Here is a 14,640-nt window from a genome sequence, read left to right on the forward strand (position 1 = left end):
GAAGATTTTTTCTATTTTTATTACGAAATTTTCTTAATCCATTTCCTTGGAACCGGGTACCATAACACATATGACGACGAAAACAACGAACGGCGCCAAAGAAGGCTCCGCCAAACTCCACATCGCCGACATCGCGAAACTCGCCGGTGTCTCCGCTGCTACTGTGTCCAAGGTCATCAACGGACGCGAGGGTGTTTCCGCAGCCACGCGCCGCCGCGTGGAGAAGCTGCTCGAACAGCATGGATACCGCAAGCCGCTGCCGACCACGAAGACCTCCAGCACGATCGAGCTCGTGGTCAAGGCCGTCGAAAACAACGGCACGATCGAGATGATCCGGCATGCGACCGTATATGCGAGAGAGTTTCACATCGGCATCACCGTGTCCGCCACCGGAACCACCGACCGGACGGACGGCGTGCGCAAAGGCATCGGCGAATGCCTGCGCGGAGCCTTCGACCGCAACCCGCTGGGCGTCATCCTGCTGCTGAGCGACATCACCCCAGAGGAGGAGAAACTGCTGGTCTCGCGCGGCATCCCCTATGTCATCATCGACCCGGTCGGTCAGGTCGGCGTGGATACACTCGGCGTGGGCATCGACAACTGGACCAGCGGTCTGATCGCCACCGAGCACCTGACCGGGCTCGGGCATCGGCGCATCGGCGCAATCACCGGACCGGAGGACTCCCAGTCCTCGCAGGCGCGCCTGTCCGGCTACGAGACCGCCTTGAAACGCGCAGGCATCCCCATCGATGAGGAGCTGATTCAGATCGGCGACTACGAGCCCGATCGGGCCTTCGAGGCGGCATCAAAGCTGCTGGACCTGCCGCGGGACAAGCGGCCCACCGCCATATTTGCCTTCAACGACCTGAGCGCGGTGAGCGTGTACAAGGCCGCTCGCCAACGTGGCATTTCGTTGCCTGATGAACTGTCGGTCGTCGGCTTCGACGACGTCTATCCCGCCGCCTATATGCATCCGGCGCTGACCACGGTCACCCAACCCTTCGAACTGATCGCGCGGCGCGCCATCGACCTGATTCTCGACGCGCGTGGCGAAGGCCGGATGCAGCATTACCAAATACTGCCCACCCAGCTCAAGGTCCGCGACAGCTGCGTCGCGCCCCGCGGCTAGGGCCGGCGGCACCTATACTTATTGGCATACACCCCGCATCCCTCCTCCGCTGGCGCCGACGCCGCGCGGAAGACGACCATCACCGGCAAGGAGTCCGACATGACTGCGCTACGCGACATGGAACGCGACGTCGAACGGCCCGACGACGAGGCCGGGAAACCCCGCCCGTCCTTCCTGATGCCGCTGATGGCGATCGCCACGAAAACCGATCCGACCATCGCGCGCATCAACAACCGCATGATGGTCTTCAATCTCCTGTTCCCCAACGCGGCGATGTCGCGCGCGCAGATCGGCAGACGCACCGGGCTGTCGCGTGTGTCGGTCTCCGAGGTCGTCTCCGAGCTCATCGACGCCCATATCCTCATGGAGGCGGGCCGCGAGAATCCCTCGAGACGAGGCAAGAAAGGCACGCTCGTCGGCGTCGACCCATTGCATTGGAACATCGTGGCGATCGACCTGTCGCAGCCGCGGCTCATCCGCGGCGCGGTGACCAATATCCTGGGCTTCCCCCTCGAACGGATCGAGCGGCCGGTGCCCCGCGGAGGCGCGCTCGAGGCCAAGGACGTCGTCGATCTGGCCGTCGAATTCGCAGGACGCGCCTCCGGCGAGCCGCTGGGAGTAGGCATCGCGGTGCCGGGCGTCGTCGACGACCATGGCACCGTCGTCGATTCGAACAACCTCGGATGGTCCGGACTGGCGCTCGGCGAGGCCGTGACGGCACGGTTGGGACTGCCCTGTGTCGTCGACAACGACGCCAACAGCGCGCTGCTGACCGAGCGGTTCTTCGGCGAGGCCGGGCCGAACGCGTTGTTCGTGCAGATCACCTCGGGCGTGGGCGCGGCGCTGCTGATCGACGACTCCATCGTGCTCGGCGAGAACCACGCATCGGGCGAGATCGGCCACGTCGTCGTCGACGAGCACGGCCCCGAATGCGTGTGCGGGCGGCGAGGCTGCCTCGAGGCCGTCATCGCGCCGAACACCCTGCGCCGGCGCATCCTGGCGGACGGCGAGGACCCGGCCATGGTGCTCGGCGAGGCCGGCCGCCTGCTCGGCCGCACGCTGGCCATGGCGACCAGTCTCATCGACCTCAACGACGTGGCGGTCTGGGGGCCGCATGACATCGTCGACGACGCCTTCCTCAAAGGCGCCGAGGATGCGATCAACGACTTCGCCGCCTCGCACTGCCGCACGCATATCGCCGTGCGGCGCTGCGAATACGGCGACGACATCGTGCTGCGCGGCGAAAGCATCTCCGTGCTGCAGTCCGCGCTCCACCGCATCTGACGGCGCGCGGCCATTGGCGACACCCAAATTAATTGCGTTCATCTATTAACGGCATTATATCCTAGGTATCGCCGGCATGTCCCTTGCCGCGCACCAGCCACCGCATCGAACGGGGAGACACATATGAACGCAGCATCCGGCGCCGTGGGCGCCTCGCAGGCCACCGTCTCCGAATCCAATCGCTCGCGCATACTCATGCACCTGTATCGCAACGGCATCTGCTCGCGCGCGCAGATCGCCAAGGCGTTGCGGCTGACGCCCGCGGCCATCACGAAGATCACCGCGCGCCTCATCGAGGCCGGTGTCATCGAGGAGACCGGCGGCATCGAGGGCGCGCGCAACAGCCGCTCCATCGGGCTGAAGATCAACACCACGCGTTTCCATGTCATCGGCGTCAAATTCGCCCGTTCGCTTGTGTTCATCGGCGTCTTCGATCTCGACGGCCGCCGGCTGCATTTCGAAACGCTTCCGCCCGTCACCGAGGAGCGCATCGGCGAGACGCTTGACGAGGTGCGCGCCCGTGTCCGCGCATTGCTGGCCGACGACGCGGCCGTCGTGGCAGTCGGCATGGCCGTGCCCGGGCCGTATCTGCGACAGGCGGGGCGCACCGCCATCGTCTCCTCGATGCAGGGCTGGCGGCGGGTCAATTTCCTCGACGAATTCGCGCACGCCTTCGACGTGCCCGTCTTCCTCGAACAGGACGCCCGCGCCGGCGCGCTCGCCCAACGCCTCTTCGACCCGGATTCGGCCTGCGACTGCATGGCCTATTATCTGGTCGGCGAAGGCGTGGGACTGGGCGTCATCGACCACGGCGCGCTCGTCAACGGCGCGCTCGGCGCGGCCACCGAGATCGGACATGTCTCGATCGACGTGAACGGGCGTCCCTGCGACTGCGGCAACGTCGGCTGCTTGGAGCGGTATTGCTCCGCGCCCGCCATCCACGCCATGCTTGACGACGCCGGCATCGTGCCCGGCTCGGCGGCCATGGGGCACGCCGAGGCCTGCCGCGCGCTCTTCGAGCTGGCGCGCGGCGGCGATGAAGCGGCCGTCGCGATGGTGCGGGAGATCGGCCGATACGTCGGCTATGGCTGCGTGACCATCTTCAACGCCTTCAATCCCGAACGCATCGTCATCGGCGATATCGTCGCCGAGGCCGGCGAGCCGCTGCTCGACGAGGTGAAGGCCGTGGTGAGGAGCCGCGCGATTCCCGAACTCGCCAAGGCCACCGACATCGCGCTGTCCGCGCTGCCCACCGACGCGGCCGTCTCCGGCGCCGCGGCGGTGGCCGCCACACAGTTCCTGGAGCATCCCTCGGAATTCCTCGACTTGTCCTGAGCGCGCTGCGCCAGCGGCGGCACTTGCGATCATATGAACAACCTAGGATGGATGCGGACACGGCAGGAGGGACACGCATGGCCCAAGGCATCGAACAACACGGCAACGTCGCGGCGCTGACGCAATACAACCGCGCGCGCGTCATCCGCGCCCTGTACCGCCGCGGCGTGTGCTCGCGCGCCGACATCGCGCGCGCGGTGGGGCTCACCCCCACGGCCATCACGAAGATCGCGGGCGATCTCATCGACATCGGCGCGATCAAGGAGACCGGCACCATCGCGGGCCGGGCCGGGCGCCGCTCCATCGGGCTATGCCTCAATGGCGAGCGATACCGTGTCATCGGCGTGACCTTCGAACGCAGCTCGGTGACGATGGGCGTGTTCACGCTGGAAGGGCATCCGGCCGCCGACGCGGCGCGCGCGACGCTGCACGTCGGCGCCGACGAGGACGCGCGCCGGGTCGTCTCCCGCACGCAGGACTGGATACGCGCGCGCCTGGCCGAGGATCCCGCCATCGTGGCGGTCGGCATCACGATTCCGGGGCCGTATCTTCCCGAGGACGGGCGCATCGCCGTCGTCACCATCGCCAACGACTGGGAATCAATCGATTTTCGTTCCTCGTTCCTCGAGGCCTTCGAGGTGCCAGTGTGGATCGAGCATGACGCGGGCGCGGGCGCGTTGGCCCACAAGCTGCTTTCCGCGCGCTGCGCCGGCGCCGATTCGCTCGCCTACCTGCTGCTCGGCGAAGGCGTGGGACTGGGCGTCATCGACCACGACCGGCTGCTGGCCGGGGTGCATGGCGGCGCAGGAGAGATTGGACATATATCGATTGACGTGAACGGCCCGGTGTGCAAATGCGGCAACCGCGGATGTCTGGAGTTGTATTGCTCGGCCAGCGCGGTCGCCTCGCGACTGCCCGAGAACCGCCTCGAACGTGTTTTCGGGGCCATCTCCGAGACCATGGCTGACTCCGGGGGCATGACGGCCCCGGGCGGCACCTCCCCCATCGCCGCATGCCGAGGCCTGTTCGCGCTGGCCGCCGACGGCGAGGAATGGGCGCTTGCCGAGGTGCGCCGGATCGGCGCCTTCGTCGGCTATGCCTGCGTGAACGTCATCAACGCCTACGACCCCGGTCTCATCGTGCTCGGCGACCTCATGGCCGAAGCCGGCGAGCCGCTGCTCGAGGCCGCCCGCGCCGTCGTCGGCGAGCGCGTCGCGCCCGCCCTGGCCCGCCGCACCGAAATCACGCTGACCGACTTGGCCGGCGACGGCGTCCTTTCCGGCGCCGTGGCCCTCGCCATCGAGCACGCCCTCGACCACCCCGCCGCCTTCGCGAGGTGACGGACCGCTTCAACGCACCGATATCGCGATCAGACCCGTGGCCCCAGTCCGGCTTCTGCATCGCCGCTTCAGCATGCAATACCACATACCCGCCCGCCGTCGGCATCGCTGAAATACGTATCCATGAACGGCGGCCGCATCTTCCAACATCTCGGCATGCCCCGGAATAACGCCCGACACGCCGTGCCGGCATCGGCTTGCATCACATAATTAACTTAGTTAATATCTTAATCAAGTTCAGATTCAAAGCCGAACGACGACGCAGTGAACACACCCGACGAAAGGAACCCCATGTCCAAGCCCATCGTGCTCTCCCTCGGCGAACTCCTGTGGGACATGCTCCCCACCGGCAAGCGCGCGGGCGGCGCCCCCGTCAACTTCGCCTATCATTCCATGATGAACGGCTGCGACGGCTGGTCCATCAGCGCCGTCGGCGAGGACGAGCTCGGCGACGAACTGGCGGCCGAGGCCGACAAGGCCGGCATCCACACCATCATCCAGCGCAACGCATGGCCGACCAGCACCGTCGAGGTGGCGCTGAAGAACGGCATCCCTGAATACACGATCGTCAAGAACGTGGCCTGGGACCACATCCTCTACACCCGCCAGCTGCTCGAGGCCGTGGGCCAGGCCGACGCCGTGTGCTACGGCACGCTGGCCCTGCGCTCCCCCGAGTCGCATGCCACGATCACCGAGCTGCTCAAGCACACCAAGCCCGGCGCGATGAAGTTCTTCGACATCAACCTGCGCGGCGACCACTACTCCAAGGAGCTCATCGAGGAGCTGCTCGAGGCCGCCACCGTGTTCAAGATCAACGACGACGAGATGCTGCTGCTGCGGGACATGTTCGACATCCGCGGCACCTCCGACGACGAATCCTGCCGTTGGTTCATCGAGCGCTTCGGCCTGGACTACATCATCCTGACCGGCGGCTCCGCCTTCTCCACCATCATCACGAAGACCGGCGAGGCCTCCACGATCAACACCCCGCGTGTCAAGGTGGCCGACACCGTGGGCGCGGGCGACTCCTTCTCCGGCACCTTCACCGCGCACACCCTGCTCGGCGAGCCGTTGGCCGTGGCGCACCGCGCCGCCGTGAACACCGCGGCCTTCGTGTGCACGCAGGAGGGCGCGTGGCCGGAGTATCCCGAGACCATGCCCGATTACGTCGCCGAAGCCGCTGCCGACGGCGAGTGAGACGGGCCGCGCAGACAAACGCACGGGTGGGGCTTGGTCGCTCCGGAATCTCCGGTCCGGCCAAGCCCCACCCTTTTTCGACGAAAAGCAAGCGATTCAACGCACAAGCCGCCTGCCCTCGGGCCGGCCAGGGATTTCCTCCGGAACCGGCCCAAGGCCAAGCGGCTCTTTATTATCCGAGCGACGAGACTCAGCCCTTGAGTCCGTTGGCGGCCTTCAGCGCCGGCGCAACCGACACCGCCGGGTCGAGGCGCGGGATCAGCGTGCACTGGGTGGCGTGGTAGAGGTCGGACTTGCCCGGCCACACGGTGCCGATCACCTGGTTGTCCTTGTCGAGCTGATGGAACCAAGAGCCATGCTCCTTGTCGAGCAGGTATTCGTCGATATAGGCCCAGAAGGTCGCATACCAATCCTTGTATTCCTGCCTGCCGGTCACGGCCGCGAGTGTGGCCGCCGTGTTGACGCCCTCGGCCAGCGTCCAGTGCATGCGGTCGGTGACGACCGGCTCGCCGTTCCAATCGGTGGTGTAGGCGAGGCCCACGGTGCCATGGCGGTTCCAGCCATCCTCGAGCGCACGGGCGAAAAGATGCTCTGCGGCCTCGATGGCGGACGCGCGGCGCTCCTCATCGAGATCGGAGCTCAGCGCCCACTGGGTGATCAGACGCGCCCACTCGATGCCATGGCCGGGCGTGGCGCCATAGGGCTTGAACTGGTCGTCGGGCTTGTCGGCGTTGCATTCGAGGTCGAAGGACCAGTCCTCATGGAAGTGCTCGGGGATGCGCCAACCGTTGCGCGAGGCCCAGTCGATCACATGCCCGGCGATGCGGCCGGCGCGCGCACGGTATTCCTCGCGCCCGGTCACATCGGCCACGGCGAGGAAGGCCTCGACGGTGTGCATATTGGCGTTGACGCCGCGGTAGGGGTCGAGTTCGGTGAATTCGGTGTTCCAGGTGTCGATGGCCAGGCCGGCCTCGTCATCCCAGAAATGCTTGTCGAAGGTGGCGAGCGCCTCGTCGAGCAGTTCGGCGGCGCCGGGGCGGCCGATCAGCGTGGCGGAGGCGGAGGCGAGGATCACGAAGGCATGCGTATAGCAGATCTTGCCGGGGGCGGGCACGCCCTCGACCGACACCTCGGGATACCAGCCGCCGTTGGCGTCGTCATGCAGCTGGCCCTTCAGGCCATCGAGCGCCTTGTCGACGAGTTCGGTGGCACCGTCCATGCCATAGAGCGCGCCAAGCGCGTAGACATGCGCCATACGGCAGGTGATCCAGGTCTGGATGCCATGGCTGGGGTCGGGCTCGCCCAGCGAGTCAAGCCAGGAAGATCCGCCGCCGGGAGCGGGGAACTTGCGTCCGAAGGCAAGCAGCTCGCGGGTCTCGTGGTCGAGCAACGCCTGGTTTTCCGGGGTTCCGTATTGGTACTGGCTGTTGGTCCCTGCCATTGTGCAGTCTCCTTTGACGACGATCTTTTATCCGCGCATCTTATTAATAAGAGCTGCTTATACATTAGCGGGCAAAACGGACAGACACACGGGCGAAAGAGGATAAACCTTTCAGACTCCCAGTTCGTCGGTGTCGATGACGATGGTCACCGGGCCGTCGTTGACCAGACCGACCCGCATATGCGCGCCGAAACGCCCCTCGCGCACCGGAACTCCCCCGCTGCGCAATGCCTCGTTGAACTTGATCCACATGAGATCCGCATGCTCGGGCGCACCGGCCTTGACGAAGCTGGGGCGATTGCCCTTCTTCACATCGGCGAACAGCGTGAACTGGGAGACGGACAGGATCTCGCCGCCGATGTCCTGAATCGAACGATTCATCTTGCCCTGGGCATCCTCGAAGACGCGCAGATTCAGGATCTTATGCGCGAGCCACTCGATCTGCCGGTCGCCGTCGGCATCGGTGACGCCGACCAGCAGCAGATAGCCCGGACCGATCTGCTCAGGCAGGAAGGTGGGATCGGGCTCGCCAAGATCGTTCAGCACATCGACCGAGGCGCTGGAGACACGTTGCAACACAACTTTCATACGCCCATCCTATCCAGGGGCTGCCAACACCAGCCGCAGCCCCAAGAATTGTGCACTTGGCCCCGGAATTGTGTATCCACGTCACCGCGCGACCGCCGAAATCCCCATGTTTCCGCAGCGCATTGCCGGAACCCGGTACACAATTCTTGAGCCCAGTACACAATTCTTGAGTTAATCGCCCTCCCCGGATTTATTTCTCACGTATAAGCTGCATAAACAATTGCAGATCGCCCGGGTAACGCATACCAATTTCCGCGCACACAGCATCAAAATAATCGGGTATATCTTCTCGTAGATGCAGTAACAGTGAATCGAAACCTTGCAGGAATTCGAGATACCGCTGTTTGTCCGTCACGAACTGCATATCCTTGGCAAGCTGAAAAACCGTGATATTTGAATCATGCGGATGGGCGCAGTACAGGCGCTCATCGTGCGCGCAGATGTTACGGTAATCCTTGATCCTGCGGTAAATCCTGTCGAGACGCTGAGACGTGACCTCCACCTTGCACTTATGCGAGTCCTCGTACAATGCGGTGAAACTGCGTGCGATGTTCGCCCGCACCTCGGTTTTCTGGGATTGGAAGAACCAGTACACCTGTCCCAGCGTCAGATCATTGGACAACACCCACAGCGGGACTTCACCATCATGATGTTCCAAGCAATGCTTGAGGTAGTCTTTCTTATCCGAGTACCCCGATTCCGCATTCAAGCGCAAGATCTTCTCTAATCGGGGAATAAGCTTCGCCGCCTTCTCATGTGCCGCTCCGCTGTCCGCATAGTTTGCAATGTTCAGATAAGGGTTCTTCTCATCCGGGTTCAGTTTCGTGAACTCATGCGAACAGACCGTTTTCAGGATGGCTTCCGACAAGGTGGTCATACGGAAGAACAGGAATCGCAGATTGCGGTCAAACACATACAATGTATAGATATCGTTGAACGATGCGCCATCACGATAGCGGTCATCGCCAGCCTCTTTTGTCTTCCGTCCATCCAAGAACGGCATCTTGTATCCGTTAATGACGGAATAGTAGCCTTCACGCTCAAGCACCCACGCGGTACGAGAATCCGTTGCCAGCCCACGGAACGCAAGTAACTCCACTTGATTGGCGACTGACATGAACGGCTTGTGCATCAATTCTCCCCCGCCTAGATGCGCAAAAACCGCCCCGGGACTCCGGAAGCGGTTTTTACGAACTGGACACTGCCCAGCTTTATCGCCCGGTAAGCATATCACAAAAAACGCTGGATTGCATGCACCTCGCCGCTCAGCAGCGCAATACACTGTGAGTAACGATGCCCCTGAAAGGAACGTCACATGGAGACCATGCTGCGCAACGACATTCCAGAACGCCCCGAACCGCTTATGACGCGATCAGGCACGCCGGCAAGATCATTGTGGAATCTTGATCCGCAGATACTGCATCTTAATCATGGATCTTTTGGCGCTGTGCCACATGCGACGCTGGAACGCAGAATCGAATTGCAGCGCGAAACCGAAGCGGCGCCGGTGAAGTGGTTTGTGCACGTATATGAGCGCCTAGAGACAGCGCGCAGACACGTGGCCGCATGGTTGCACACCAATCCCGACACCATGGCGTTTGTTCCCAATGCGTCGGCCGGCGCCAGTGCAGTGGAGCACGCCTTGCGGTTTGGCCCCGGAGACGAGATCGTGGTAACCGATCATGGGTACGGCGCCGTGGTGATGGGAGCCGAGTTTCGTGCCATGCAAACGGGTGCGTCCATCGTGCGGGTGCACATCCCGTTGGGCACTTCGGATGACGATATCGTTGCACGCATTGCGGCGGCGTTGGGAGAGCACACGCGACTGGTAATCGTCGATCAGATCACTTCGGCCACCGCCACGCTGTTCCCAGCCCAACGGATAGCGCAGTTGGTTCACGATCGTTCCAATGCCCGCGTGCTGGTCGACGGCGCCCATGCTCCCGGACTGATCGAAGATGATCCCGCGGCGATCGGCGCGGATTATTGGATCGGCAACCTGCATAAGTTCGCTTGTGCCCCACGCGGATGCGCCGTATTGATCGCGGGGAGCAAGACGCTCGCCGACGAACTGCATCCGCTGATCGATTCATGGAACCCCCAGGGGCCTTTCGGGCCCCGATTCAATGAGCAGGGCACGCTTGATTACACAAGTTTCATCACGGCGCCGATCTCCTATGACACGCTTGATCGCGAACTTGGCGGATGGCCGGTGATTCGCGACTACGTGAATCGGCTGGCGGACTACGGGCAGTACGTGGTGGCGGACGCATTCGCGCACCACACAGGTCGGGACCATATGGTTTCGTTGCCGAATCCCGCGCCGGCAATGCGCTTGGTCCGTCTTCCTGCCCCTCTGGGATGCGACCATGATAGTTCCGATGGTTTGCGCCGCCCCATGTTGGAGCAGGGCAACGCAGAGTGCGCGTTTACCTGTTTTGATGGGAAGGGCTATTTGCGGTTATCCTCTCATGCATACAACACAGCAGCCGACTATGAGGAATTCGCCAAACGCTGTGTGCCATTGCTGATGGAATGGTCGCGCAGCTGAGTTCCACCCGTTGAATGGTTGAAAATACAAGAAAGCCGCCATTTCTGGCGGCTTTTGAACAGTGGAGCTGCGGGGAACTCATCACTAGAGCTATAAACCCAGTACTTTCAACGGTTTCCACACAATACATTTTTCTTTGGTACCTAAAACGGTACCCATACAGCTGATTCAGCAATTCAAATGCAAGACCAACCGCTATCTACTTAACCTCGATTCTATTGCAGCCCAAGGGCTTCCTTGACTTGTCGGATGTTTTCTTGTGTGGCGTTTTGCTCGGTTTCGCTGACATGTCCCCGATACTGGTATTTCACGGCTTGCAGGGCGTCCATGCCGGCGTTTCTTAGATTCTCGTCCTTCGCGCCATGCTCAAGGAAGTAACCGTGGTAGATCAGACCCTCCATGGTCGCCTGGTCGGCGGTCGGATTGTCAATGTGGGCAATGACGAACTGCTTGGACTGCTCGATCTGTTCGTCGGTCGCACCGGCAAGATCGGCCTTTGCCTTGTGACAGATCTCGGTAAGAGCCTCATTGGTTCCCGGCGTGGTGACGCTCCATTGCCCATAGGTTGCCGACGGCTCGGCCTGCGGAGACTCGTTCGCCTGCTTCTCGTCCTCAGCATTCCATTTGCGCTCGTCGGGATTATCGCCCAACGCTTTCGCGCTCGCATCAGTTACCTGCTGGTTCGTCTTATTCCCCATCACCCGGCACTGGATCATATACGTCACACCGTCGATGTCCGCGTGATAGCCGACGAAGGCAGAGGTCTCGGAAACGTTATCGACCAGCTTCTTATTTGTTTGGGAAACGTAGGATTGCCCGGGGAACAGGTGCGTCTTGGTCGCCTCGTCACAGGCCTTGGCAGCACTCTTCCAATCCAGAGATTCCGACTGCCCGTCTGCAAGCGTAGTCGCATTCTTGCTGTCGCCGGAACCATTCGAACCGGAGGCGGCGACGCCAATCACCAGTATTACAACGATGAGCCAGAACCACCACCGTTTCCAAACGGGCTTCTTCGGCGCGTTTCCATTGGAAGAGCTTTTGCCCCGAGCCGGAGGCATGGGCTGCTGTAGCGCTCTTTCAGGCTGGGATATGTTGCGCGGGGATTTCTTCATGCTGGGCTCCTTCTCTCGACGCCGAGTCTTTCGACGGTAAGGCTTTACTAATTAAGCCTTACCGGTAAAGCTATAGCTTAATCCCCGCGCATTTAGCTTGGCAACTATGCCACACACGCCTGTGCCCAAAGAATGGGCCGCATATGCCAAGGAACTGGGGCTGAACATCCAGCGACAGCGAACGCGGCGTAGCTACAGCCAGGAATACGTGGCCTACAATGCCAACCTGTCGCGATTCTCATACCAACAGCTGGAGAAAGGCGAGTCACGGCCGGGAACGCCTTCAAATCCCAGTCTGCTCAACGTAATGGCCGTGGCTCAGGTGCTCGGCGTCAGCGTGGACGATCTGTTACCCGAGCCATGGCCTGATCTGCGCGCCAAATGAGTTGAGAGCATCGGCGAGCGCTCGCGGTTGTTCTCAGCACACATCCGGCCGATTGTCCGGGTTGCTGTTGAACCCTTGGATGACGATTGTGGGCGGCTCCACCTTGGTTTCGTTGATATCGGCGCTGATGCTGGGTCGCCCCTCAACTCTATCTGCGAGTTGCTTGAAAGCGCTCAGCCCTTCTACTCCGCCTTGCTTGGCTTGCTCGATCAGCAAAAGAGCCATTTGCTCAGCCTGAGTCAAGTCACCACGGTTTTGCTCCGCCTCAAGCTCAGTGTCTGTCATTTCCAACAATCGTTGCGCGGCCTTACTGATCGAATGACGGTTGCCGGGGAATGTGGCCCGTCGCTCAGGATTCGTGTGGAATCCCGTCTTAGGGTAGTTGCCCTCCACGAACCTGCCGAGTTCGTCGCGGTCGTTGTTGCTGTTCATTGTTCGTCCTTTCCGCTTGACTGCAAGCGGCTGATAGTTCACGCTGTTCCGACATGGTGTCGCATACCGAGCTGAGAATCATTCTCGGTTATATCTTTGTTTGATATGCTCGCGCCTACCGGCTTAGGTTTTTGTTGCGTGTAGCGTCCTAGCTGTCCTAGTGTCCTAATCGTTGGTATTTCAACGTTTTCGGCGTCCTAATGGTCTGTCCTAGTTTTCGGTGACTGTCCTAGTGGAACATACTAGGACGGGTGACTAGGACGCGCAGAATGGCGGAATAACGCCAATTAGGACACTAGGGCGCTAGGACCGGTGGTTAGTCGCATCGTGACCATGTGGCCGACTTGGAATCGGCGCTGCCTGCCGAGGTCACCTTACCTTCCTCTCGCAGTTCCTCCAGCATGTGATAGACATAGCCGCCCTTGCGGTCGGCGCTTCTCACGGCATTGCTGAGCTTCCAACCTGCCACACCCAGTCTGTCCGGATCATGCTTGGCTAGATGGTTCAGCACGGTGTTCTTCACGCGCTCTGCCTTGCGGCTGTCGGCTTCGGCTCTTGCCTCGTCGTCCAAGGCCATTGCTTTGGCCTTCCGGTCGCGTTCGAGTCTATCGGCCTGCTGGATGGCTTCGGTCCGGAACTGGGTGGACTTCTCGTAGACGTAATCGGCCAGTGTCCAGTCCGGTTCCGTCACCTCCAACGGGCTGTCGGGATGGTTGAGGATCGCCAGCAAGGCGGCGGCTTTGGTTTTCAGACCAAGACGGTGCGCGTCGAGTGGATCCGACACTCTGCCGTGCAAAGCCTCCGCACGAACGCGCGTCGCCTCCGCATAAGCAACTTGAGGATATTGCATTACTGTCAGCGGGTAGCCCGTTTCGCCGTGGTTCAGCATGTCGTATCGGCCACCGGCCTGATACAACGCGTCCAGCGCATTCGGCGACATATCCTCCGGCAGCGACGACGTGTCGAACGGGAACGGGCCACCAAACGGCGACTCAGGCGGCGTGTCGGGCGCTTCCATGTCAGTCACCGGTGCGAACAGGAACCGTTGGGGCAGACCGGTACCGTCCTCGTCCAGAATCAAGCCCAAGTTCGCGGGCTGTACGCCGGTGACAAGGGAAAGCCGATACCCATACTGGGGTACTGTGTACCGGTTGGCTTCATTCTTGGTGAAGCACCCCAAGTCCTCGCCGGACCACGCGCTGGTGAGCATCGGAGTCAGGATGGATCCTTGACGCCTACTGTTGCCACCCAACACGGCTATCTCCGGAACGTCCAACAAGGCACGGCAATTCAAGCACACCGTCACGGAATCCTGTCGGTCGCCTTCATCCTGAGGTTTCCTCGCCACGAACATGGCAGGAACGCCCTCACCCGAAGCGGGCTGCGCGGTCGTCGCCTTTCGGATATCGGGCACCAGACTACGGGCCACGCCCGTGGTCAGCCCCTTGCCCATGCCGCTAGGACCTAGTATGCCGACGAATACGTTCAACGAACCGCACTCGCTACCGACCAACGGCGACGTGACCACATACGGCGGGACCGCAACCGATATGCGCGCCAGCACTACGAACAGCGTGGCCCACGGCGCAACCTGCTTGGCTCTCGCATAATCGAACACATAGCGCAGCGTCGAACTGCTATCCCAGAACCGTTGTTCGTTCATCGTTAGGCCACCTCCCTGAGCATTCCGCGCATCCAAGCAGTCACCCGCCGTAATTCTTCCCTACGGTCGCGAGTCATTCCCGCGTAGCCGTATCGCTTACTAAAGTCATCCAACCTCAGACGACTATCCGCACGTTGAAGCTCTTCTGTGACGTCTTGGGAACTGGGGTAGCTGTTCATCACT

The 14,640-nt window shown here is 61.7% G+C and carries 13 protein-coding genes; 7 read left to right on the forward strand and 6 right to left on the reverse strand.

What is annotated here, in order from left to right:
* The first annotated feature begins 70 nt into the window (after nt 1-70).
* The 5 genes from AC1AUD_RS03340 to AC1AUD_RS03360 all read left to right on the forward strand — a co-directional run bounded on the left by AC1AUD_RS03340 (nt 71) and on the right by AC1AUD_RS03360 (nt 6,285).
* Entirely contained in the window at nt 71-1,129 is a 1,059-nt protein-coding gene (locus AC1AUD_RS03340) for a LacI family DNA-binding transcriptional regulator (RefSeq protein ID WP_476572070.1), read from the forward strand.
* Between the two features lie 99 nt (nt 1,130-1,228).
* Nucleotides 1,229-2,413: an ROK family protein gene (locus AC1AUD_RS03345; protein ID WP_476572072.1), complete on the forward strand. Its 1,185-nt coding sequence runs from the start codon at nt 1,229-1,231 to the stop codon at nt 2,411-2,413.
* Between the two features lie 123 nt (nt 2,414-2,536).
* Nucleotides 2,537-3,748 carry an ROK family transcriptional regulator gene (locus tag AC1AUD_RS03350; RefSeq protein WP_476572075.1) on the forward strand — a complete coding sequence of 404 codons (1,212 nt, stop codon included), beginning with the start codon at nt 2,537-2,539 and terminating at the stop codon, nt 3,746-3,748.
* A 77-nt stretch (nt 3,749-3,825) separates the two neighbouring features.
* A complete protein-coding gene (locus tag AC1AUD_RS03355; RefSeq protein WP_476572077.1) occupies nt 3,826-5,088 on the forward strand; it encodes an ROK family protein in 1,263 nt (420 codons plus the stop codon).
* A gap of 291 nt (nt 5,089-5,379) precedes the next feature.
* Nucleotides 5,380-6,285, forward strand: coding sequence for a carbohydrate kinase family protein (locus AC1AUD_RS03360; protein ID WP_476572079.1), 906 nt, complete (start codon nt 5,380-5,382; stop codon nt 6,283-6,285).
* Nucleotides 6,286-6,475: 190 nt separating this feature from the next.
* On the opposite strand, the gene AC1AUD_RS03365 is transcribed toward AC1AUD_RS03360, so the two are convergent.
* From AC1AUD_RS03365 to AC1AUD_RS03375, 3 genes are all read right to left on the reverse strand, one after another.
* Complete coding sequence (locus AC1AUD_RS03365) at nt 6,476-7,726, reverse strand: AGE family epimerase/isomerase (RefSeq protein ID WP_476572081.1); 1,251 nt, start codon at nt 7,724-7,726, stop codon at nt 6,476-6,478.
* Nucleotides 7,727-7,837: 111 nt separating this feature from the next.
* Nucleotides 7,838-8,314 carry a D-aminoacyl-tRNA deacylase gene (gene dtd / locus AC1AUD_RS03370; RefSeq protein ID WP_476572083.1) on the reverse strand — a complete coding sequence of 159 codons (477 nt, stop codon included), beginning with the start codon at nt 8,312-8,314 and terminating at the stop codon, nt 7,838-7,840.
* Between the two features lie 190 nt (nt 8,315-8,504).
* The gene (locus AC1AUD_RS03375; RefSeq protein ID WP_476572085.1) at nt 8,505-9,446 is read right to left on the reverse strand and encodes an Abi family protein; all 942 of its coding nucleotides are present in this window, start codon (nt 9,444-9,446) and stop codon (nt 8,505-8,507) included.
* A 183-nt stretch (nt 9,447-9,629) separates the two neighbouring features.
* Here AC1AUD_RS03375 and AC1AUD_RS03380 point away from each other — a divergent pair, with 183 nt between their 5' ends.
* Nucleotides 9,630-10,865, forward strand: a complete 1,236-nt coding sequence (locus AC1AUD_RS03380) for an aminotransferase class V-fold PLP-dependent enzyme (RefSeq protein WP_476572087.1) — start codon at nt 9,630-9,632, stop codon at nt 10,863-10,865.
* A gap of 215 nt (nt 10,866-11,080) precedes the next feature.
* On the opposite strand, the gene AC1AUD_RS03385 is transcribed toward AC1AUD_RS03380, so the two are convergent.
* Nucleotides 11,081-11,977, reverse strand: coding sequence for a hypothetical protein (locus AC1AUD_RS03385; RefSeq protein ID WP_476572089.1), 897 nt, complete (start codon nt 11,975-11,977; stop codon nt 11,081-11,083).
* A 106-nt stretch (nt 11,978-12,083) separates the two neighbouring features.
* Here AC1AUD_RS03385 and AC1AUD_RS03390 point away from each other — a divergent pair, with 106 nt between their 5' ends.
* The gene (locus AC1AUD_RS03390) at nt 12,084-12,362 is read left to right on the forward strand and encodes a helix-turn-helix transcriptional regulator (RefSeq protein WP_476572091.1); all 279 of its coding nucleotides are present in this window, start codon (nt 12,084-12,086) and stop codon (nt 12,360-12,362) included.
* A gap of 33 nt (nt 12,363-12,395) precedes the next feature.
* On the opposite strand, the gene AC1AUD_RS03395 is transcribed toward AC1AUD_RS03390, so the two are convergent.
* Nucleotides 12,396-12,794: a hypothetical protein gene (locus AC1AUD_RS03395; RefSeq protein ID WP_476572093.1), complete on the reverse strand. Its 399-nt coding sequence runs from the start codon at nt 12,792-12,794 to the stop codon at nt 12,396-12,398.
* Between the two features lie 316 nt (nt 12,795-13,110).
* Entirely contained in the window at nt 13,111-14,457 is a 1,347-nt protein-coding gene (locus AC1AUD_RS03400; RefSeq protein WP_476572095.1) for a hypothetical protein, read from the reverse strand.
* Between the last annotated feature and the right edge of the window lie 183 nt (nt 14,458-14,640).

The sequence above is a fragment of the Bifidobacterium sp. LH_730 genome (assembly GCF_056355835.1).

Bases quoted from the DNA above. Each gene is read 5' to 3' on its own strand.
- AC1AUD_RS03390 (WP_476572091.1), top strand. From the start codon at position 12,084: ATGCCACACACGCCTGTGCCCAAAGAATGGGCCGCATATGCCAAGGAA.
- AC1AUD_RS03395 (WP_476572093.1), bottom strand. From the start codon at position 12,794: ATGAACAGCAACAACGACCGCGACGAACTCGGCAGGTTCGTGGAGGGC.
- AC1AUD_RS03350 (WP_476572075.1), top strand. From the start codon at position 2,537: ATGAACGCAGCATCCGGCGCCGTGGGCGCCTCGCAGGCCACCGTCTCC.
- AC1AUD_RS03400 (WP_476572095.1), bottom strand. From the start codon at position 14,457: ATGAACGAACAACGGTTCTGGGATAGCAGTTCGACGCTGCGCTATGTG.
- AC1AUD_RS03380 (WP_476572087.1), top strand. From the start codon at position 9,630: ATGGAGACCATGCTGCGCAACGACATTCCAGAACGCCCCGAACCGCTT.
- AC1AUD_RS03355 (WP_476572077.1), top strand. From the start codon at position 3,826: ATGGCCCAAGGCATCGAACAACACGGCAACGTCGCGGCGCTGACGCAA.
- AC1AUD_RS03375 (WP_476572085.1), bottom strand. From the start codon at position 9,446: ATGCACAAGCCGTTCATGTCAGTCGCCAATCAAGTGGAGTTACTTGCG.
- AC1AUD_RS03345 (WP_476572072.1), top strand. From the start codon at position 1,229: ATGACTGCGCTACGCGACATGGAACGCGACGTCGAACGGCCCGACGAC.
- AC1AUD_RS03360 (WP_476572079.1), top strand. From the start codon at position 5,380: ATGTCCAAGCCCATCGTGCTCTCCCTCGGCGAACTCCTGTGGGACATG.
- AC1AUD_RS03385 (WP_476572089.1), bottom strand. From the start codon at position 11,977: ATGAAGAAATCCCCGCGCAACATATCCCAGCCTGAAAGAGCGCTACAG.
- dtd (WP_476572083.1), bottom strand. From the start codon at position 8,314: ATGAAAGTTGTGTTGCAACGTGTCTCCAGCGCCTCGGTCGATGTGCTG.
- AC1AUD_RS03340 (WP_476572070.1), top strand. From the start codon at position 71: ATGACGACGAAAACAACGAACGGCGCCAAAGAAGGCTCCGCCAAACTC.
- AC1AUD_RS03365 (WP_476572081.1), bottom strand. From the start codon at position 7,726: ATGGCAGGGACCAACAGCCAGTACCAATACGGAACCCCGGAAAACCAG.